General features: G+C 72.2%; 18 protein-coding genes. 11 read left to right on the top strand and 7 right to left on the bottom strand.

Annotated elements, in window-relative coordinates:
* The first annotated feature begins 23 nt into the window (after positions 1-23).
* The 4 genes from AB0H71_RS09340 to AB0H71_RS09325 are packed head-to-tail and all read left to right on the top strand — an operon-like array spanning position 24 to position 5,158.
* Positions 24-1,379 carry a hypothetical protein gene (locus AB0H71_RS09340; protein WP_357017101.1) on the top strand — a complete coding sequence of 452 codons (1,356 nt, stop codon included), beginning with the start codon at positions 24-26 and terminating at the stop codon, positions 1,377-1,379.
* Positions 1,379-2,338 (top strand): hypothetical protein, encoded by a 960-nt coding sequence (locus AB0H71_RS09335; protein ID WP_357017098.1) that lies wholly within the window; start codon positions 1,379-1,381, stop codon positions 2,336-2,338. Before AB0H71_RS09340 ends, AB0H71_RS09335 begins: the two co-directional genes overlap by 1 nt.
* Positions 2,322-3,923: a hypothetical protein gene (locus AB0H71_RS09330; protein ID WP_357017095.1), complete on the top strand. Its 1,602-nt coding sequence runs from the start codon at positions 2,322-2,324 to the stop codon at positions 3,921-3,923. Before AB0H71_RS09335 ends, AB0H71_RS09330 begins: the two co-directional genes overlap by 17 nt.
* On the top strand, positions 3,920-5,158 hold the full coding sequence (locus tag AB0H71_RS09325) for a CHAT domain-containing protein (protein ID WP_357017093.1): 1,239 nt from the start codon (positions 3,920-3,922) through the stop codon (positions 5,156-5,158). Before AB0H71_RS09330 ends, AB0H71_RS09325 begins: the two co-directional genes overlap by 4 nt.
* Here the strand turns inward: AB0H71_RS09325 and AB0H71_RS09320 are convergent.
* The 3 genes from AB0H71_RS09320 to AB0H71_RS09310 all read right to left on the bottom strand — a co-directional run bounded on the left by AB0H71_RS09320 (position 5,146) and on the right by AB0H71_RS09310 (position 8,539).
* The gene (locus tag AB0H71_RS09320) at positions 5,146-5,871 is read right to left on the bottom strand and encodes an amino acid ABC transporter ATP-binding protein (RefSeq protein WP_357017090.1); all 726 of its coding nucleotides are present in this window, start codon (positions 5,869-5,871) and stop codon (positions 5,146-5,148) included. The genes AB0H71_RS09325 and AB0H71_RS09320 overlap by 13 nt on opposite strands.
* Before the next feature lie 2 nt (positions 5,872-5,873).
* On the bottom strand, positions 5,874-7,667 hold the full coding sequence (locus tag AB0H71_RS09315; RefSeq protein ID WP_357017087.1) for an ABC transporter substrate-binding protein/permease: 1,794 nt from the start codon (positions 7,665-7,667) through the stop codon (positions 5,874-5,876).
* Positions 7,668-7,744: 77 nt separating this feature from the next.
* Positions 7,745-8,539 (bottom strand): LLM class F420-dependent oxidoreductase, encoded by a 795-nt coding sequence (locus tag AB0H71_RS09310; protein WP_357017084.1) that lies wholly within the window; start codon positions 8,537-8,539, stop codon positions 7,745-7,747.
* Positions 8,540-8,670: 131 nt separating this feature from the next.
* Here AB0H71_RS09310 and AB0H71_RS09305 point away from each other — a divergent pair, with 131 nt between their 5' ends.
* Together AB0H71_RS09305 and ugpC are read left to right on the top strand one after the other, a co-directional pair.
* Positions 8,671-9,072 carry a hypothetical protein gene (locus AB0H71_RS09305; RefSeq protein ID WP_357017081.1) on the top strand — a complete coding sequence of 134 codons (402 nt, stop codon included), beginning with the start codon at positions 8,671-8,673 and terminating at the stop codon, positions 9,070-9,072.
* 138 nt (positions 9,073-9,210) lie between these two features.
* Positions 9,211-10,293: a sn-glycerol-3-phosphate ABC transporter ATP-binding protein UgpC gene (ugpC, locus tag AB0H71_RS09300; RefSeq protein WP_357017078.1), complete on the top strand. Its 1,083-nt coding sequence runs from the start codon at positions 9,211-9,213 to the stop codon at positions 10,291-10,293.
* Between the two features lie 114 nt (positions 10,294-10,407).
* On the opposite strand, the gene AB0H71_RS09295 is transcribed toward ugpC, so the two are convergent.
* Entirely contained in the window at positions 10,408-10,689 is a 282-nt protein-coding gene (locus AB0H71_RS09295; RefSeq protein ID WP_357017075.1) for a hypothetical protein, read from the bottom strand.
* A gap of 111 nt (positions 10,690-10,800) precedes the next feature.
* Between AB0H71_RS09295 and AB0H71_RS09290 the strand changes: the two genes are divergently transcribed.
* Positions 10,801-12,177 (top strand): hypothetical protein, encoded by a 1,377-nt coding sequence (locus tag AB0H71_RS09290; RefSeq protein ID WP_357017072.1) that lies wholly within the window; start codon positions 10,801-10,803, stop codon positions 12,175-12,177.
* Here the strand turns inward: AB0H71_RS09290 and AB0H71_RS09285 are convergent.
* Positions 12,144-12,533, bottom strand: coding sequence for a hypothetical protein (locus AB0H71_RS09285; protein ID WP_357017069.1), 390 nt, complete (start codon positions 12,531-12,533; stop codon positions 12,144-12,146). The genes AB0H71_RS09290 and AB0H71_RS09285 overlap by 34 nt on opposite strands.
* Before the next feature lie 92 nt (positions 12,534-12,625).
* Between AB0H71_RS09285 and AB0H71_RS09280 the strand changes: the two genes are divergently transcribed.
* Positions 12,626-13,576, top strand: a complete 951-nt coding sequence (locus AB0H71_RS09280) for an o-succinylbenzoate synthase (protein WP_357017067.1) — start codon at positions 12,626-12,628, stop codon at positions 13,574-13,576.
* 64 nt (positions 13,577-13,640) lie between these two features.
* Here AB0H71_RS09280 and AB0H71_RS09275 read toward each other — a convergent pair whose 3' ends face one another.
* Positions 13,641-14,144 carry a TIGR04338 family metallohydrolase gene (locus AB0H71_RS09275; protein WP_357017064.1) on the bottom strand — a complete coding sequence of 168 codons (504 nt, stop codon included), beginning with the start codon at positions 14,142-14,144 and terminating at the stop codon, positions 13,641-13,643.
* Between the two features lie 40 nt (positions 14,145-14,184).
* Positions 14,185-15,021: a DUF2786 domain-containing protein gene (locus AB0H71_RS09270; protein WP_357017062.1), complete on the bottom strand. Its 837-nt coding sequence runs from the start codon at positions 15,019-15,021 to the stop codon at positions 14,185-14,187.
* 126 nt (positions 15,022-15,147) lie between these two features.
* Between AB0H71_RS09270 and AB0H71_RS09265 the strand changes: the two genes are divergently transcribed.
* The 3 genes from AB0H71_RS09265 to AB0H71_RS09255 all read left to right on the top strand — a co-directional run bounded on the left by AB0H71_RS09265 (position 15,148) and on the right by AB0H71_RS09255 (position 18,421).
* Positions 15,148-16,449, top strand: a complete 1,302-nt coding sequence (locus AB0H71_RS09265) for an ABC transporter substrate-binding protein (RefSeq protein WP_357017059.1) — start codon at positions 15,148-15,150, stop codon at positions 16,447-16,449.
* A 134-nt stretch (positions 16,450-16,583) separates the two neighbouring features.
* Complete coding sequence (locus AB0H71_RS09260) at positions 16,584-17,525, top strand: sugar ABC transporter permease (RefSeq protein WP_357018454.1); 942 nt, start codon at positions 16,584-16,586, stop codon at positions 17,523-17,525.
* The gene (locus tag AB0H71_RS09255; protein WP_357017056.1) at positions 17,522-18,421 is read left to right on the top strand and encodes a carbohydrate ABC transporter permease; all 900 of its coding nucleotides are present in this window, start codon (positions 17,522-17,524) and stop codon (positions 18,419-18,421) included. Before AB0H71_RS09260 ends, AB0H71_RS09255 begins: the two co-directional genes overlap by 4 nt.
* Positions 18,422-18,615 lie beyond the last annotated feature (194 nt).

Genomic DNA, 18,615 nt, shown 5'->3' with positions numbered 1-18,615 from the left:
GGGCAAGGCGCTAACCTGGTGCGATGCGACGACCCCGGGCCGCTGTGCTCGACGAGGTGTGGCGCGGGCTCGACGGATTGGCGCCGCTCAGCGGGGCGCAGGGCGGGCCGCTGCGCCGCACCGTGAAACTGGTGCTCGACCCACTGGTCATCCGGCCGGTGCAGTACCCGGCCTGCGCCGGGCCGGTGCTCGATGCCGACGGCATCGCCCTGCTCACCGCCCGGCTGCACGCCGCCGCCGACGATCTGCGCGCCACCGCCGCCTGGTTCACCCTGCTCAAGCAGCTGCGCCGGGCCGCGAAGATCACCGACGGCAATCCGCAGGACCTCTACTTCCAGCGCTGCTTCGAGCTGGCCGCCACCCGCGGCGCCCCCGAGCCGCTGCGCGACCGGGCCGTCGCCGAGGCGGCGCTGCGCGAGATCCACGACAATCCGGCGGGCCGCACCGTCGCCGTGCTCCGCGCGCACCTCACCGACCCGGCGCGCGCCGCCGAACTGGCCGCGCTGCTGGCCACCGCATGGGCCCGCCGCCCGCTCACCGAGGCGCCGACCCCGGACCACGCCGCCGCGCTGCACACCCTGCTCGATGCCTGCGCCGCCGCCCGGCTCACCGACGGCGCCGACAACGGCCTGCAGACCTTCGACGACCTGCTCGACGCGCACGCGGGCACGCACGCCGGGATCGAGCTCTGGCAGGTGGTGACCGGCTGGACCGCCGCCGAGCTCGGGCTCACCGCGCACCCGGTGCCGCCGCAGCCCGCGGTCGGCAGCTCCGCCGCGACCGCGCAGCTGGGGCGGCCCTTCGACCGCAGCGTCTACGAGCGGGTCTTCACCGTGCTGCAGGGCGGCTCCGAGCGTGCCGATCTGCCGACCGTGCCGGAGCTGGTCGCCGCCGAGGTCGCGCGCAGCTGCGCGCCGCTGGCGCTGCTCGACGAATCGCTGCGGCTCACCGCCGCCGCCGGGATCGCGCTCGCGCTCGGCCTCGCGCCCGCCGGTGCGACCGGGCCCGCACCGGACGGGACGCCGGGTACCGCGCCGGACGCCACCGCCGCGCACCGCATCGTGAACGGGCGCTGGCGGCGCGAGGCGTACGTGCTGGCCGCCCGGCGGCTCGCGGTGGCCGGTGCGCCGGGGCCCGACGCCGAGCCGCTCGCCGCCATCGCCGCCGACCTGGCCCGGCCGTGGCGGCCGTACCTGCGCAGGCTCTGGGTGCGGCTGCACGGACGGGATGTGCGCGCCGCGCCGGTGTACGACCCGGACGAGCTGTGGGATCTGCTCGACGGCGTCGCCCGCTCGGTCATGCTCGACCACCGGATGCGGGTGAAACAGGTGCTCAGCGCGCGCGCCGAGCTGGAGACCCCGGCGCAGAGGGCGGGCTGATGGTGACCGTTGATCTGTCCGCGGCCGACGGGCTGACCGTGCTCGCCGCCGCGGGGGCGCCGACCGTGCTCGACCCGGTGCCGGGGGCCGGGGTGCTGGTGCTCGAGGTGTCGGGTGGGCATCTGACCTGGGATCTGTTCGGCGACAGCGTGGTTCCGGCGGCGGTGCTGGACGATCCGGCGGCCGCGCAGGACTGGCTCTGGGCGGTCTACGGCGAGGCGGCGGCGGTGGCCGTCGCCGATCGCGCCGCCGGGCCGCTGGAGGTCTCGCCCGCCGACCCCGGGCAGGCCGAGGCCGCGCGGCGGCTCGCCTACGCGCACTGGGCCGCCCGCTGGTGGCCCGCCTCCACGCTGGACGGGATCGCCGCGCTCGACCCCGGGCTGCTCGACGCCGAGATCGCCGAGCTGACCGCCGCCTGCGACGCGCTGGTCGACGGGGCCGACGCGGTCGCCGACGCGGTCGCCGACACGGCGGTCGAGGTGGCCGCGAGGGCCGAGGACTACGCGCTGGCCGCCGGGGACGGGGCGTCCGCGGGGATGGTGCTGCGGCGCGGCAGCACCGGGTGGGCCTGGCATCGCTGCCCGCCCGGGGTGGTCGATGCCTCCGAGCAGGCGCTGACCTGGGAGTCGGTGCGGCAGGGTGGCTCCGGGGTACTGCGGGTCGAGGTGGTCGCGGCGCCGCGGGCGGTGCCGGTGCTGGTCCCCGCGCACCTGCGGCCCTGGGTGCGGGTCGGGGCGTTGCGCGCGCCGCTGGACGCCGCAGCCGATCGCTGGGTCACCACGCTGGCAACCGATGATGGCGCCGAGCCGGAGCTCTTCGTTCCCGGAGTCGGGTCGGCGCAGCCGGATTCGGCGGCGGATCGAGTCCGGGTTCGGGAGTTCGCCCGTGCCCGGCTCGCCGGGACCGGCTCCCTGCTACGCGCCGAGAGCGCCGCCGCCGCCGATGACTCCGACTTCTGACCCCGGCGCCGCGAAGCCGGGCGCGCTCGGTGGGCCGGATGGCACCGCGCCGGGGTTACCGACGGGCGCGGCCGAGTCGGGCACTGCCGCGACAGCCGGTTGGGAGCTGCTGGCAACCGGTGCCGCGGCGCACGCCAGGGGCGATGTCACCGAGGCGCTGCGGATCTTCCGCGAAGCCGTATCCAGCCCGGACGAGTCCATCCACCGCGCCGCCCTGATCAATGCCGCGAGCATGCACGACGAACTCGGCGACCACGCCGCGGCGCTCCCGCTCCTGCGCGAGGCGCTCACGCTCCTGCCCGCCGACGCGGTCCGCATGCGCCCGCACGCCCTGATCAACCTCTCCCAGGTCCAGCAACACCTCGGCGACCTGGACGACGCGCAGAACTCCCTCGAGGAGGCCCGCGCCCTGCTGGCCGGCAGCACCGACACCGATCTCGGCCGGGTCCGCGTCGCCTGCCTGCTCTCGCTCACCGCCGTCGCCATCCACCGCGACCACTGGGCCCGCGCCCTGGAACTGGCCACCGAATCCCTCGACGCCGCCGTCCGCTTCGCCCCCGAACTGGCCGGGCACCCACTCCTGAACCTCGCCGCCGCCCACTTCGAGACCGGCCGCACCGACCTCGCCCTCGACTTCGCCGCCCAGGCCGGCGCCGCCTTCACCGCGGCGGCCGACTCGAACGCGCGCGCCGAGACCGACCAGAACACCGCCATCATGCTGGCCCGCATGGGCCGCCTCGCCGAGGCCGCCGAGCCACTGCGCCGCAGCCAGGAGTACTTCGAGCGGGCCGGGCTCGCGCACCGCGCCGGAATCGGCGCCAAGCTGCGCGGCTTCCTCGCCGAGCGCGCCGACCGGCCCGCCGACGCCGAGGCGGCGTACCGGCAAGCGCTGGCCCGGTTCGAGGACTCCGGCGCGGTGCTCGATGCCGCCGAGGCCCGGGTGCGGCTGGCGACCGTCGCCGCCCGCACCGGCCGCCTCCCCGCCGCCGAAACCCTGCTGGAGGAGGCATTCTCGGTCTGCGCGGAGCGCGACATGACCACCCGCTGCGCCCAGATCGACTACTGGCACGCCGCACTCATCGAAGCCGCGGGTGACCCGGCCCTGCTCGCCCGCGGCACCGATCTCGCGGTGATCGCCGCCCTCGCCCTGGACGCCGTGCGCTTCACCTTCCCCGACGGCACCCAGCGCGCCCGCTGGAACGACGAGATCGCCGACCCGGCGGCCCGGATCGCCTTCCGCCTCGCCTACGCCTCCGGCAATGGCAGGCTCATCGCCGAGCTGATCGAAACCCGCTGCGCCGGAACCACCATCGACCTGGACCGCAGCACCGGCACCGCCGTGCCCCCGACCCTGCCGCTGACCTGGATCGATCCCCCGGAGGAGCCGGGTGGCGCACTGACCGCTGGCGGCCCGGTCGAGCTGGGCGTCGCGCTCGCCGAGGTCGCGGCCGCCGCCGGGCTCGCCGTCGCGCCGCCACCGCGCATCGCCCTGCCGGACGGCCGGATCGCGCTCGCCGAGCACCTGGCCGCCGCCGAGCAGCGCTACGGCAGGCCGGTGCGGGACAGCAGGGTGGTGCGGGCATGACCCCGACCGCCTACATCCGCATGGCCGACGCCGGTGACCTCTACCTCTGGTGGCGCTGGGAGAACCACACCGCCGCACCGGGAATCGGCATCGTCCCCGAGGCGCAGCTGCACGCCGCGCTCGCCGAACTCACCGCCGCCCTGCCCGACCCCGCCACCCCCGGCAGCCTCGAGAACACCCTCACCACCGGCGCTCTCGCCGACCCGGGCCGGGAACTGCACCTCGCCGAGCTGCTCTCCCGCGTCTTCCTCCCCTACGGCCTCGCCGTCGCGCTGCACGAGCTCATGACCAGCGGTGTCCGCCCGCACCTGCGCATCCAGCCCTCGCCCCGGGTCGCTCAGGTGCCGTGGGAGCTGCTCGCCCCCGACCCCGCCATCCGGCTCATCGAGATCGCCGATATCAGCCTGCTGCCGCCGGTCAGCGTGGTCCGCGCCCGCGAGCCGCGCCCGTGGGACCCGACACTCCCGGTGGTCGCCGTGCTCGACCCGCGCGTCCCCGGCTTCCGCGCCGACTCCGCGCTCGGCTCGGTACTCGGCCGCCCCGACCCGGCCATGCCGGTGGCCCGCCGCATCGCCGAGTACGCCGCCGACGACCGGCTGGCCCCGAAGGCCGCGACCCCCGCCGACGCCTTCCGCCGCACCGATCTCGACCGCGACCTGCTCGGCGAGCTGCTCCGCGCGGGCGCGAGCCGCCTGCTCTACGTCGGCCACGTCACCGCCGCCGCCCCGGAGTCCGGCCGCAGCGAGGAGGCCGCCCTGCACCTCGCCTGCCCCGCCGAGCTCCCCGGCTTCGCCGCCCCCCTGCGCACCCACCGCCCCTTCACCGCGAAGGACCTGCTGCTCGGCTCCCACACCCGCGACCCCGACCCGCGGCCGGGCAGCGCACTCTGGCCCATCCCCGCCCGGGTCGCGCTCATCGCCTGCGAGAGCGGCGGCGACCTCCGCTTCGGCGAGGCGCTCGGCCTGGTCACCGCCATGATCGCGGGCGGTGCCGAACTCGTCACCGCCTGCCGCTGGCCGCTCCCCACCGACCTCGCCCTCCAGCGCCTGGCCGGCGCCTCCGGCAGCCCGCTGCAAGAAACCATCTGCGCCGTGGACGCCACCCACGAACACCCCGACCCCGTCACCGCGCACGCCGACTGGCAGCGCACCCGCCTCGCGGCCTGGCGCACCACCCCCTCCGCCGCCACCGCCCCGGTCCTCTGGGCGGCACCGGCGACGGTCTACAGCACCTGATCGAGGAAGGTGCGGAGGCGGGGGGTCTCGGCATGGTCGAAGACGGCCTCGGGGGCGCCGTGCTCGACCACGACCCCCCGGTCCATGAAGACGACGGTGTCGGAGACCGAGCGGGCGAAGCCCATCTCGTGGGTGACGACGACCATGGTCATGCCACCGGCGGCGAGCTCGGCGATGAGCGCGAGCACACCCTTGACCAGCTCCGGGTCGAGCGCCGATGTGGCCTCGTCGAAGAGCATGAGCTCGGGCTTCATGGCCAGCGCGCGGGCGATGGCGACGCGCTGCTGCTGGCCGCCGGAGAGGTTGCCCGGCCGCGAGTCGACCTTGTCGGCGAGGCCGACCCGCTCGAGCTGTTCGACGGCGAGCGCGCGCGCCTGCTCGGCGGAGAGCCCCTCCAGCTTGCGCGGGCCGAGCGCGACGTTCTCCGCGACCGACTTGTGCGGGAAGAGGTTGAACTGCTGGAAGACCATGCCGATGCGGCGGCGCAGCCGGTCCGGGTTCTCGGTGAGCACCGATCTGCCGTCCAGCAGGACGTCACCCTCGTCCGGTTCGTGCAGCCGGTTCAGCACCCGCAGCAGGGTGGACTTGCCCGACCCGGACGGGCCGATCACGGTGACCGTGCGGCCCGCGTCGACGTGCAGGTCGACGCCGCGCAGGATGTGGTTGCGACCGAGGGTGAGGTGCAGCCCGGTGCCGGTGAGCGAAGCACTCATGATCAGCGTCCTTCGGTGATGGCGGCCTGGTCCGCCGGGTCGATGGGCTGGTCCGGGCGGCCGGTGCGCATCCGCCGGTCGATGTAGTTCACCAGGTGCGTGAGCGGAATGGTCAGCAGCAGGTAGACCAGCCCGGCCGCGACCAGCGGCGAGAGGTTGCCGGTCTGCGCGTTGAGGTCGCGGCCGACGGCGAAGAGCTCGCGCTGGCCGACCAGCAACCCGAGGAAGTAGATCAGCGAGGAGTCCTTGATCAGCGCGATGAACTGGTTCATCAGCGCGGGCAGCACCCGGCGCACGCCCTGCGGGATGATCACCAGCGTCATGGCCTGCCGGTAGCCGAAGCCGATGGCGCGCGCCGCCTCCAGCTGCCCCGCCTCCACCGACTGGATGCCGGAGCGGAAGATCTCGCCGATATAGGCCGAGGCCAGCAGCGCCAGCGCCACCGCGCCGAGCCAGTACGGGTTGTTGCCGGTGATATTGCGAACGATCGGGCCGACGCCGAGCCCGATGATCAGGATGATCACCACCGCGGGCAGGCCACGGAAGATATCGGTGTAGACCCGGGCGGGCCAGCGCAGCCACCGGGTGCGGGAGATGCCCGCCACCGCGAGCAGCATGCCGAGCACCGTGCCGAGCACACCGGAGACCACCGCCAGGATCAGCGTGTTCGGCAACCCGGTCTTGATCAGCTCGGGGAATGCCTGCTTGTACAGCGACCAGTCGAAGAAGGTGTCGCCGAGCTGCTCGAGCGTGGACTTCGGCGCGGCCGCTTCGGCCTGCTCCGGCTGCGCGTTCTGCGCGGCCAGCGCGCGGAAGTCGGGCAGCTCGGGGGCGGGTGCGGCGCGCGAGCCCGGCTTCCAGCCCGGCGGCAGCTCGCGCGGCACCCAGTCCTGGTAGAGCCGGGCGTAGGTGCCGTCCGCGATGACCGCGTCCAGGCCGCTGTTCAATGCGTCGATCAGCGGCTGGTTGGTCTTGGCGGCGGCGTAGCCGACGAAGTTGTCCAGGCTGAAGGTGTTCTCCGCGATGGTGATCGGGTCGCCGGGCGCGATGGCGCCCTCGGCCTGCGCGGACGGCGCCACCCAGACGTCCACCTGGCCGGACTTCAGGTTCGCGTAGGCGGTGTTGTAGTCCGGGAACTTCACCGGGTCCAGCCCGAGCTGGTTCACCACGAACTCGTCCTGCACGGTGCCCTGCACCACCGCGATCCGGGTGTTCGGCTTCAGGTCGGCGAAGCTCTCGATCGCGCTCCCCGCGGGGGTGACCAGCGAGAAGTAGCCGAAGTCGTAGCCGTTGGTGAAGCCGACCAGCTCGCGGCGCGCGTCGGTGGTGGTGATGTTCGACGAGCCGACGTCGTAGCGGCCCGCGGCCACGCTGGCGAGCAGGCCGGAGAAGTCGGTGGTGGCGAAGTCGACGGTGAGCCCGAGCTTGCCCGCGATGGCCTTCAGCAGCTCGTTGTCGAAGCCGGTGACCTGGTTGTCGCCGTTCACGCAGATGCTCGGCGGGGCGTCGGAGAGCGTGCCGACGCTGAGCTTGCCCGGCGTGATCAGCCCGAGCCTGCTGACGTCGATCGAGTTGAGCGGCACCACGTTCGGGGTGGTGTAGCGGTCGGCGCCCGCGGCCCGCGGGGAGGCGAGGTTGGCCGGCGCCGCCGCGGCCGCCGTCGGCCCGGGCGGGGCGCACAGGTCACGGGCCTGCCCGCCGCCGTCGCCCGAGCCGCACCCGCTCAGCACGAGCGAGGCGACCGCGAGCACCGCGGCGAGCAGGGCCGACGAGCGGACCGCACGGGATACCGACATGGGAACTCACCCTAGCCGCGAGGCAGCGAATCACCGGCTATCAGGAGTCTCACAGCGCGAAACCCTTGTGCGCCGGGTCAGGAGAGCCCGACCACCGACTCCGGGTTCACCTCGTCACGCCACCGGATGGCCTCCTCGACCTGGCTCAGGTCGTACTCCGGCCCGCTGGTGCCGACCGTGAAGAGCGTGACGCCCGCCTCGTGGAACTTCGCCGCCTGCTCGGCCCCCGGCCACGCCGTCGACTTCTCGATCCGCCCCGCGTCGGTGCCGACCGCCGCCGCGTGCTCGGCCAGGATGCCGCTCTTGCGGGTGAAGGTCTCCAGATCGCCGAAGCTGTGCCAGATGTTCCCGTACTCGGCCACCAGCCGCAGCGTCTTCTTCTCCCCGCCGCCGCCGATCAGCACCGGAATGTGCCGGGTCGGCGCGGGCGTCAGCTTCTTCAACCTGGCATCGATCTTGGCCAGGCCGTCCTTGAGCAGCGCCAACCGGCTGCCCGCGGTGCCGAACTCGTAGCCGTACTCCTCGTAGTCCCGCTCGAACCAGCCCGCCCCGATCCCGAGGATCAACCGGCCCGCGCTGATGTGGTCCACCGTGCGCGCCATATCGGCGAGCAGGTCGAAGTTCCGGTACCCGCCGCCGGTGACCAGCGCGCCCAGCTCCACCCGCTCGGTCTGCTCGGCGATCGCGCCGAGCATGGTCCAGCACTCGAAGTGCGCGCCCTCGGGGTCGCCGGTGAGCGGGTAGAAGTGGTCCCAGTTGAAGACGATGTCCACCCCGGCGTCCTCGGAGCGCAGCACCGCGTCCCGGATGAGCTGGTAGTCGGGGGCGTGCTGCGGCTGCAGCTGAACTCCGATGCGAACCGGTCGGCTCATGCTCTGCTCCTCGTCGTCCGTTGGGTGGTTCCGGGGGCGAGGCTACCGGCGGCCGGGGCGGCGCGCCGCGCGCGAATGATCGTCGAAACCGATGACTGGTCGGCGCCGCGCGCAGCGCCGATACTTGGCGCATGGGTGAGGGCCGATGCTTCGACGTCGTGGCCGCCGATGCCGCGCTGGCGGAACTGATCGACGCGGTGCACACGATCACGGTGGCGCCCGCGCCCGCCGAGCGGGAGCCGGACAATGTGCGGCGGCTGCGGGTGGTGCAGGCCAGGGACCGCACCGCGGCGGGGCGGGAGCGGGGGCGTGGCGTCGAGGTCGCGGCGGTCACGCTGGTGAGCAGCGACGGCTTCTCGGTGGACGTGGCGTTCGAGCTGCTCGCTGGCACCGCGGCGGCCCGCTTCCGGCTCGGCGGGCCGACCGGCCCCGGCGAGGTGCGCAGCGCCCGCGCGCTGGCCGGGTACCTGGCGAACACCACGCTGCACCGGCTCACCGCGCAGGGTATCCGCGCGGTGCTCACCCGGGCGTAGACCTCGAGGTCGAGCGGCTCGGACGGCCCCGGGGGCCGGTGCCCGATGCGCGATCCGGGCCGACCGGATAGCATCCCGGCGATTCCCCTACTCGGATCGTCCGGCACGTTCCTGCCGGTGAAGGGATGGTCATTCACCGTGGCCACGGTTACTTTCGAACACGCCACCCGGCTCTACCCGGGCAACCCCACCCCCGCCGTCGACCGCCTCGACCTGGAGATCGCCGACGGGGAGTTCCTCGTCCTCGTCGGCCCGTCGGGCTGCGGCAAGTCCACCTCGCTGCGCATGCTGGCCGGGCTGGAGGAGGTGAGCGACGGGCGCATCCTGATCGGCGCCGACGACGTCACGCACGCCGAGCCCAAGGACCGGGACATCGCCATGGTGTTCCAGAACTACGCGCTCTACCCGCACATGACGGTCGCCGAGAACATGGGCTTCGCGCTCAAACTCGCCAAGGTCGCCAAGGCGGAGACCAGGGCAAGGGTGCTGGAGGCGGCCAAGCTGCTCGACCTGGAGCAGTACCTGGACCGCAAGCCCAAGGCGCTCTCCGGCGGCCAGCGCCAGCGCGTCGCCATGGGCCGCGCCATCGTCCGGCAGCCGCAGGTGTTCCTGATGGACGAGCCGCTCTCCAACCTGGACGCCAAGCTGCGCGTACAGACCCGCACCCAGATCGCGCAGCTGCAGCGGCGGCTCGGCACCACCACGGTCTACGTCACCCACGACCAGGTCGAGGCGATGACCATGGGCGACCGGGTCGCCGTGCTCAAGGAGGGCAAGCTCCAGCAGTGCGCCACCCCGCGCGACCTCTACGGCAACCCGGCCAATGTGTTCGTCGCCGGGTTCATGGGGTCGCCCGCCATGAACATCTTCACCCTCCCGGTCAGCGACGGCGCGGTGTACCTCGGCGGCTGCCCGATCCCGGTGCCGCGCTCGGTGACCGACGCCTGCGCCGGGACGCTCACCGTCGGCATCCGGCCCGAGCACTTCGAACTCGGCAGCTCGGTGGGGATCGCCATGGAGGTGGATGTGGTCGAGGAGCTCGGCTCCGACGCCTACCTCTACGGGCGCACGCTCGGTGACTCGCCGACCGGGGCAGGGGAGACCGTGGTGGCGAGGGCGGATTGGCGGAATCCGCCGCCGAAGGGGGCGAAGTTGCAGCTCGGGGTGGGTGCGGAGCACGTGTACTTCTTCGATCCGGCGGATGGGAGCCGGCTGAACTGAGATGTCGGGGGCGTGGCCGTCGGGCCGCGCCCCCGCGCCGGATCGCCTGACTACGACGCTTCGCCGACGACCTGCTCGGCGACGCCATCGAGTAGTTCTGGACTGCAACCATCTTCACGGCTCGAGATAGAGGCGCTCGTTCGGTAGCCTCGGCAATCCCGCGGTCTCGCCCGGCAGGACGACCACGGTGTCCGTGTAGTGGCTGACTCGAAACTCCTGCACGAACACGAAAGCCGCGGTGACGCATGCGGCAAAATCCATGCGGATGTTGTGCAGGCAGACCGATAGATGCACGTCCGCCTCCTCCGGATGCGGCGACGCCGCGCGATCGGTCACCGAACGCACCTGGCAGTCGTGGAGACTCGACTGTTCGACCATGTTCAGGCCGCGTGACATGCGCTACACCTCCCTGCGGTTGCCGAAATGCGCCCGGCGACGGGGGCTTTCGCCACCGACCAACGGCATTGCCGGTCGATGTGCCGGAACGGAAACGACATCGGCCCGTAGGTGGAAAAGGCCCAACGGCGGCCGACGCAGGACTTCGCGCAGCGGATGGACAGGGCGCTGGGCACGGATGGCGTGCTCGAACGGATGTGGTGTGGCATGAACCCACCTGCGGCGGCGCGGACAAAATCATCGGCACCCCTGGTCGACGGCGATGACCGAACGCGGTGGCTCGGCTTCGAAGATTGCGATCCTGTGCGCGAATGGCTGGACGAAAGAATCCCGGCATTCTCCGAAGGTGAATCCCCGCGACAGGTGGGTGCGGCGGACGTCACGGTCATGTGGTCGATGTGCACCGTGTTCGCCAACACGGATCATCACCTGGGTGGTGGATACGCGCGATCGACGTTGGCACGATTCCTGGACGACGTCGTCAAACCGGCATTACACGGCAACTACGACAGTCGCATCGGGCGCGACCTGTATGCGGTCGCCGCTCGGCTGTGCGACCTGAGCGGATTCATGTGCTTCGATTCGGCGCGGCAGGGGCTTGGGCAAAGGTACTTCCGGCAAGCCCTACGGCTGGCGAAAGCGAGCGGGAATGTCGCTCTCGGAGCGCACATACTCACCGATATGTCGATGCAGGCGCACTATCTCGGTCGCGCACCCGAGGCCATTCGCTTCGGTTCGGCGGCGGCCCGAGCTGCCGAGCGGTCCGGTTCGCCGAGTACGACTGCACGCTGCAACGCGCTGCTCGCACGCGCGCACGCACTGGGCGGAGATGCGCTCGCCAGCGCGCAGGCTATGGCTGAGGCCGAACGCCAGCTGAATCGTGCGCGACCGGGTGACGAACCGGATTGGATTCGATTCTTCACCGACCGGCAGCTATCAGCCGAGTTCATGTACGCCGCGCACGATGCTGGACAGGCACCGGAGGTTCGGCGGTGGGCACCGATGGTGCTGAGCGATTCAGCCGGTATGGAGCGTCGTCAGGTGCTTGCGGCCTCGACTCTGGCGACATCGTTCGTGCCTCGGGCCGACGGCGGATCGGACGGCGCTCCGGTCGACGTCGAACAGGCGTGCCGAGTACTCCGTGACACCATGGTTGCGGCGCGGGGACTGACCAGTGCCCGCGGAATCGAGGCCATCAACGGCGTCAGGCGGCAAGCAGAGCGCGAGGAGGAAGGCAACGGCGTAGAGCACGACGGCGATCGCGGCGTCGGCCGGGTTCAGCGGGCGGCGGGCCGGCGGGAGCGGCTGACCGTAGTCGAGCCACGGCTCGTGCGGCGGAGGGTAGGCGGTGGTCATGCGGAGATCGTCGCAGGTCGGGGGGTTCGGGAGAGGCAAGCATCGGAGCGGGTCACTCGGTATCCGGGAGACGCCGGTGGCGTGGGGCATTCGCTGGCTCACGCCGAAATTCCCGCCGAGACGATGCTGTAGCCGATGAGGAAGCCCCCGATGACGAAGATCAGCGGGACGACACCCCAGATCCAGAGCGGCCAGCGGCGCCAGGCGGCGATCGGGAGCATGACGGCGCCGGTGACGACCGCGAGCGCGGCGCCGCCCCAGGAGGCGCCCATCCCCGAGCCGACGTAGTCGCAGCTCTTGCCGTTGTAGCTGCAGGAATCGGCGGCGAAGGCGAAGAAGATGGTCGCGTAGGCGGAGCAGGCGGCGAGCACGAGCGCGACGGAGTACAGGACGATGCCGAGCGTCACGTCCAGCGGATTGAGCTGCTTCTTCGCGGGCGGCGGGGGCGGCACGGCGCCGTACCGCGGGTCGGGGTAGGCAGTCGTCATACACCGATATTCGGCGCGGACCGGCTGCCGGGGTACCGGGAAACTACTCGAGTACGCCCGGGGGATTACCGGCGCTGCGGCAGAATCCGGGCATGCTGGTTTACGCGATCCCGCTGCGCACCCGGTTCCGCGGCATCACCGTGCGCGAGGGCGTGCTGCTGGAGGGGCCGCGCGGCTGGGGCGAGTTCTGCCCGTTTCCGGAGTACGACGACCGGGAGGCGGCGAACTGGCTGGCCACCGCGTTGGAGCAGGCGGATGACGGGTGGCCGGCGGCGGTGCGGACACGAATTCCGGTGAACTGCATCGTGCCCGCGGTCGACCCGGAGCGGGCGCACCGCATCGTGGCCGAATCCGGCTGCGGCACGGCCAAGGTCAAGGTCGCCGACCACCCGGACTCGCTGGCGGAGGACATCGCGCGGGTCGAGGCGGTGCGGGACGCGCTCGGGCCTGGCGGCGCGGTGCGGATCGACGCCAATGCGGTGTGGGACGTGGACACCGCGGTGTCGCGGCTCCGGGAACTGGATCGGGCCGCGGGCGGGCTGGAGTACGCGGAGCAGCCGTGCCGCACGATCGAGGAGCTCGCCGCGGTGCGCCGCCGGGTGGAGGTGCCGATCGCGGCGGACGAGTCGATCCGGCGCGCGGAGGATCCGCTGCGGGTGGCGGTGGCGGGGGCCGCGGATATCGCGGTGATCAAGTGCACGCCGCTGGGCGGGGTGCGGCGGGCGCTGCGGGTGGCCGAGGCGGCGGGGTTGCCGTGCGTGGTGTCGTCGGCGCTGGAGACGGGGGTCGGGCTCGGGGCGCAGCTGGCGCTGGCCGGGGCGCTGCCGGAGCTGGACCATGCCTGCGGGCTGGGCACCGGGGCGCTCTTCACCGGGGACGTGCTGGCCGAGCCGGTGCTGCCGGTGAACGGGTTCCTGGACGTGCCCGCCGCACCGCCGACCCCCGACCCGGAGCTGCTGGAGCGCTACCGGCACCCGGACCCGGAGCGCACCCGGTGGTGGCTCGATCGCCTGGAGCGGGTGCGGGCGCTGGTCGAGGGATAGACCGAACCGGCGGATACCGGACAGTTACGGACAGATCGGTCACTGGTTCCGGCTGAAGACTCACTCATCCGACCCTGGCCCCGGTGCCGAGCAGCGCCGAGCGCAACAGCAGGGCTGCCTCGGGGCCGATCACACCGTCGACCAGCTCCAGGTAGCGGGCGCAGAAGGCGGGGCCGTGCGCGGGCTCGGCGAGTTCCGGCGGCGCCAGGTGGTGCGCCAGTTCGTGCAGCACCACCAGCTCACGCAGCGCCCACACCCGCTCGACCGGCACCGCGAGCACCGCGCCGTCCGGCTCGTAGTGCGCCGCGCCTGCACCGCGCCTGGCCCGCACCCGGACCGGAACCGCCGCCCGCTCCCACCCGGCGCGCACCCAGTTCAGCGCGAGCACCCGCTCGACGTACCCGGCCACCGACTCCACCGACCCGAACCGCCGCTCCACCGGCAGCGTGAGCTGCGAGCCGAACACCTCCACGGTGCGATTGCCGAACTCGTCGGCGCGCTCGAACGCCCCCCGCACGAGCTGCTCCGCGTCGTAGACGGCCGCGCGCTGGCTATCTCGCACGGTCACAGCGCGTCGTCGACGGCGGAGCGCCACCGGTCCCGCACGGTCACGGCGCGGGCAGCTCGCCGCGCGGGGCGCCCAGTTCGGGCGCGGTGCCGAGCCGGGCGACGCGGCCCGCGCGATCCCCGGCCCGCCGCGCGTCGGCGGACGGGGTGAGCGCGGCAGAGGCGCCGCGCCAGGTGCCCCTGGCCTCGGAGGTCCGGCTGTAGAAGTCGGTGAGCTCCAACTCCTTCTCGCGCAGCGCGATCGCGGTGCCAGGCGCACCGGCCTCGGCGGGCGAGGCGTCCCGCACCACCTCGGCCTTGACCTCGGCGAGCCGCTTGCCGACCCGCGCCGCGAAGGCCGACTGAAAGTTCAACCGTGCCGTCACCGGGGCGACCGGCGCCGCGACCCGGCGCCGCACGGTGCGCCCGAGCCGCTTCTCCACCACCACCTTCTCGACCGTGGCCGAGCGGTACCCGCCGGACTTGATGTACTGGTCGCTGGCCCGCACCATCTGCACCAGCAGGCTGGTGTAGAGCGCCTCGCAGACGTCGATGTCACCGGCGAAGCCGTAGGCGTAGACCTGGGTGGAGGTGCGCGCGACATCGCAGCGCACATCGTTGGCCGCGGCGATGGCGACGAACAGCTGCACGTACGTGCGCAGACCTTTCCGGCCCGGCTCGCCGATCGGAATCACCCGCTGGATCGGCGCGGCGCGGCGCTGCCTGCCCGCCACGTGCGCGCGGGCGACGGCGAGGTCGATCGAGGAGCGGGTGGCGAGCCGCTGCGCGGCGGCCAGGAACGCCTCGGCCTCGTGCTCGTTGTCGGTGGACTCGGCCTGCCGCAGCAGGCCGCCGATCCGGGTGAGCATCCGGTCCGGAACCGCGTTCGGCGAAGTCATCCCGGCCAGCCTAGCGACCGGCCCCGAAGGGGAACGCGCTCCAGCGCTCCCGGTGAACACCATGTATCTTGCCTTGTGCGTCGGCTGATGTGCCGCCGCTCACGTCTCGACCCGGGAGTGTTCGTGATGGCTTTGAAGCAGGTGTCGTCCCTCCGTTCGTCGTTCGTGCCGCGGGCGTCGCTGGCGATCGCCTCCGCGGCGCTGCTCACCGCGACCTTCGCCGCGGGCTGCTCCAGCGGCGACGGCGGCAACCCGACCTCGGAGAATCTCGACGGCCGCGGCCCCATCACCTACGTCGAGGGCAAGGACACCACCGAGACCGGGGTGGTGAAGCAGATCATCGAGCGCTGGAACGCCACCCACCCGAACGAGCAGGTGACGTTCAAGGAGCAGTCCAACGACGCCAACCAGCAGTACGACGACCTGGTCGAGCACATGCGCTCGAAGCAGTCCGGGTACGACGTGGTCGCGCTGGACGTGCCGTGGACCGCGGAGTTCGCGGCCAAGGGCTGGATCCAGCCGCTGAAGGACAACTTCTCCATCGACACCGCCGCGCTGCTCTCCCCCACGGTCGCGAGCGCCACCTACAACGGCACGCTCTACGCCGCGCCCCGGAACACCAACGGCGGCCTGCTCTTCTACCGCAAGGACCTGGTGCCGACCCCGCCGCGCACCTGGACCGAGATGCTCTCCCAGTGCCAGGTGGCGCGGGACAACAACATCGGCTGCTACGCGGGCCAGCTGGCCCCGTACGAGGGCCTCACGGTGAACACCGCCGAGGTGATCAACGCCTACGGCGGCACCTTCGTCGGCCCGGACGGCAAGACCCCGACGGTGGACAGCCCGCAGGCCCGCACCGGCCTGAACACGCTGGTGGACGCCTACAAGAAGGGCGACATCCCGCGCGAGGCGATCACCTTCAAGGAGCCGGAGAGCGGCAACGCCTTCGCCAGCGGCAACCTGCTCTTCCTGCGCAACTGGCCGTACTTCTTCGGTGAGGCCGGTGGCGACGCTTCGCAGGTCAAGGAGAAGTTCGGGGTGGCCCCGCTGCCCGGCGAGAACGGTGTCGGCGCCTCCACGCTCGGCGGCTACAACGCGGCGATCAGCGCCTTCTCCAAGAACAAGGCGACCTCGCTGGACTTCCTGCGCTTCCTGATCTCGGAGGAGGCGCAGCAGATCGTCGCCTCCGGCGCGCTGCCCTCGGTGCGCGCGTCGATGTACGACGACCCGGCGCTGATCGCGCAGATGCCGTACCTGCCCGCGCTCAAGGAGTCGATCGCGAGCGCGGTGCCGCGCCCGGTCACCCCGTTCTACTCGGCGGTGTCGAAGGCCGTGCAGGACAACGCCTACGCCGCGCTGAACGGCACCAAGTCGGTGGACGACGCGATCATCGGCATGCAGAAGGGCATCGAGACCGCCGGTAACTGACCGGCGGATTCGCGCCAGGCAGACCGACGACCCGTAGGAGAGAGAACGTGTCGGATCCTTCGGGAACGGCCACCCTGGTCAAGGAAGAGCAGCAGCCGCCCGCCGACGCACGGAAACCGGGCTTCGGCGCGGCGCTGGCCACGGAGTGGCGCAAGTCCCGCCGGGCCTGGCTCTTCGTGCTCCCGGTGCTGACCGCGCTCACCGTGGTCATCGGCTACCCGGTGTTCCGGGCGCTCTGGATGTCCTTCGAGAAGGACGCGGGGCTCGACCCGGCCACCGGCATGTTCGTGGAGGGCGGCGGCGCCGGCTTCACGAACTACACGCACTGGCTGCTGCAGCAGTGCCAGGCCGCGGGCGGGCTGGTGCCGTGCCCCACCGGCACGCTGGGCTCGCAGTTCTGGATGGCGGTCGGGATCACGTTCTTCTTCACCGTGGTCACCGTCTCGCTGGAGGTGCTGCTCGGGCTGGCGATGGCCGTGGTGATGGGCAAGACCTTCCGCGGCCGGGCGCTGCTGCGCGCCGCGGTGCTCATCCCCTGGGCCATCCCGACCGCCGTCACCGCGCGGCTCTGGGAGTTCATGTTCCAGTACGACGGCGTGGTGAACCGGATCCTCGGCACCGAGATCCTCTGGACCTCGGACCCCTGGCCGGCCCGCTTCGCGGTGATCGCCGCCGACGTCTGGAAGACCACGCCCTTCATGGCGCTGCTGCTGCTCGCCGGGCTGCAGGTGATCCCGGCCGACGTGTACGAGGCGGCCAAGGTGGACGGCGCCTCGGCCTGGCAGCGCTTCGTGCACATCACGCTGCCGCTGCTCAAGCCGGCGCTGCTGGTCGCGGTGCTCTTCCGCACCATGGACGCGCTGCGGATGTACGACCTGCCCGCGATCATGACGCTCGGCAACCCGGCCACCAAGACCCTCTCGATCCTGGTGGTCGACCAGGTGCGGCAGGGGCCGAACAGCGCGGCCGCGCTCTCGACGATCACCTTCCTGATGATCTTCGCGGTGGCCTTCGTGCTGGTGAAGGTCCTCGGCGCGAACGCCGTCCGCACGCAGGAGGAGCAGCGCAAGGCATGAGCACCGCCATCGACACCAGGAAACCAGCGGCCGCCCGCCCCGCGGTCGCGAACAGGCAGCCGTTGACCAAGCGGCTCGGCACCGTCCGGCTCTACCTCGGCGCGCTGATCGTGCTGCTCTGGGGGCTGGCGCCGTTCTACTGGATGACCGTCACCGCCTTCCGCGACCCGGCCTACCAGTTCGAGAACACCCCGTGGCCCACGCACGTGACGCTGGAGAACTTCCGCAACGCGTTCGACACCAGCCGCGGCAACGACTTCGGCAAGGCGCTGCTGAACAGCGTGATCATCGGCTTCGCGACCACGCTCGTGGCGCTGGTGATCGGCATCCTGGCGGCGTACGCGCTGGCCCGGCTGCAGTTCCGGGGCAAGTACATCGTCTCCGGGCTGATCCTGAGCGCCTCCATGTTCCCGGTGGTGGTGCTGGTGACCCCGCTCTTCCAGCTGTTCAGCGATATCGGCTGGATCGGGCAGTACCAGGCGCTGATCATCCCGAACATCTCCTTCGTGCTGCCGATGACGGTGTACATCCTCGCCTCGTTCTTCGCCGAGCTGCCGTGGGAGCTGGAGGAGGCCGCGCGGATCGACGGCGCGACCAAGCTGCAGGCCTTCCGGCTGGTCATGCTGCCGCTGGCGGCGCCCGCGGTCTTCACCACCGCGATCCTCGCCTTCATCGCGGCGGTCAACGAGTACCTGCTGGCCCGGCTGCTCTCCAACAGCGCCACCGAGCCGGTGACCGTCGCCATCGCGCGCTTCTCCGGCAACGACCCGCTGGTGCAGCCGTACGCGGCGATCATGGCGGCGGGCACCATCGTCACGGTGCCGCTGGTGATCATGGTGCTGCTCTTCCAGCGCCGGATCATCTCCGGGCTCACCGCGGGCGGCGTCAAGAGCTGATCGGGGCGTCCGCACCGGGTAAAGTCGGGGGACGTCACCGCGGGGTTCGCGGGTAGCCGCACCGGGAGTTCGCCGACGCTTTCGGAAGGAGAGGCTCGTGAGCTCGTCCGAAGAGCCCCCCGCACCCCGGAGCAGCCCGCGGCCCGTCTACGACGAGACGGCGCACTGGAAGCCGCTCCCCGGCCCCCCGGTCG

It is taken from the genome of Nocardia sp. NPDC050697, from assembly GCF_040654395.1.
Lineage (GTDB): Bacteria > Actinomycetota > Actinomycetes > Mycobacteriales > Mycobacteriaceae > Nocardia.
This window is presented reverse-complemented; position numbering and strand designations above follow the sequence as displayed.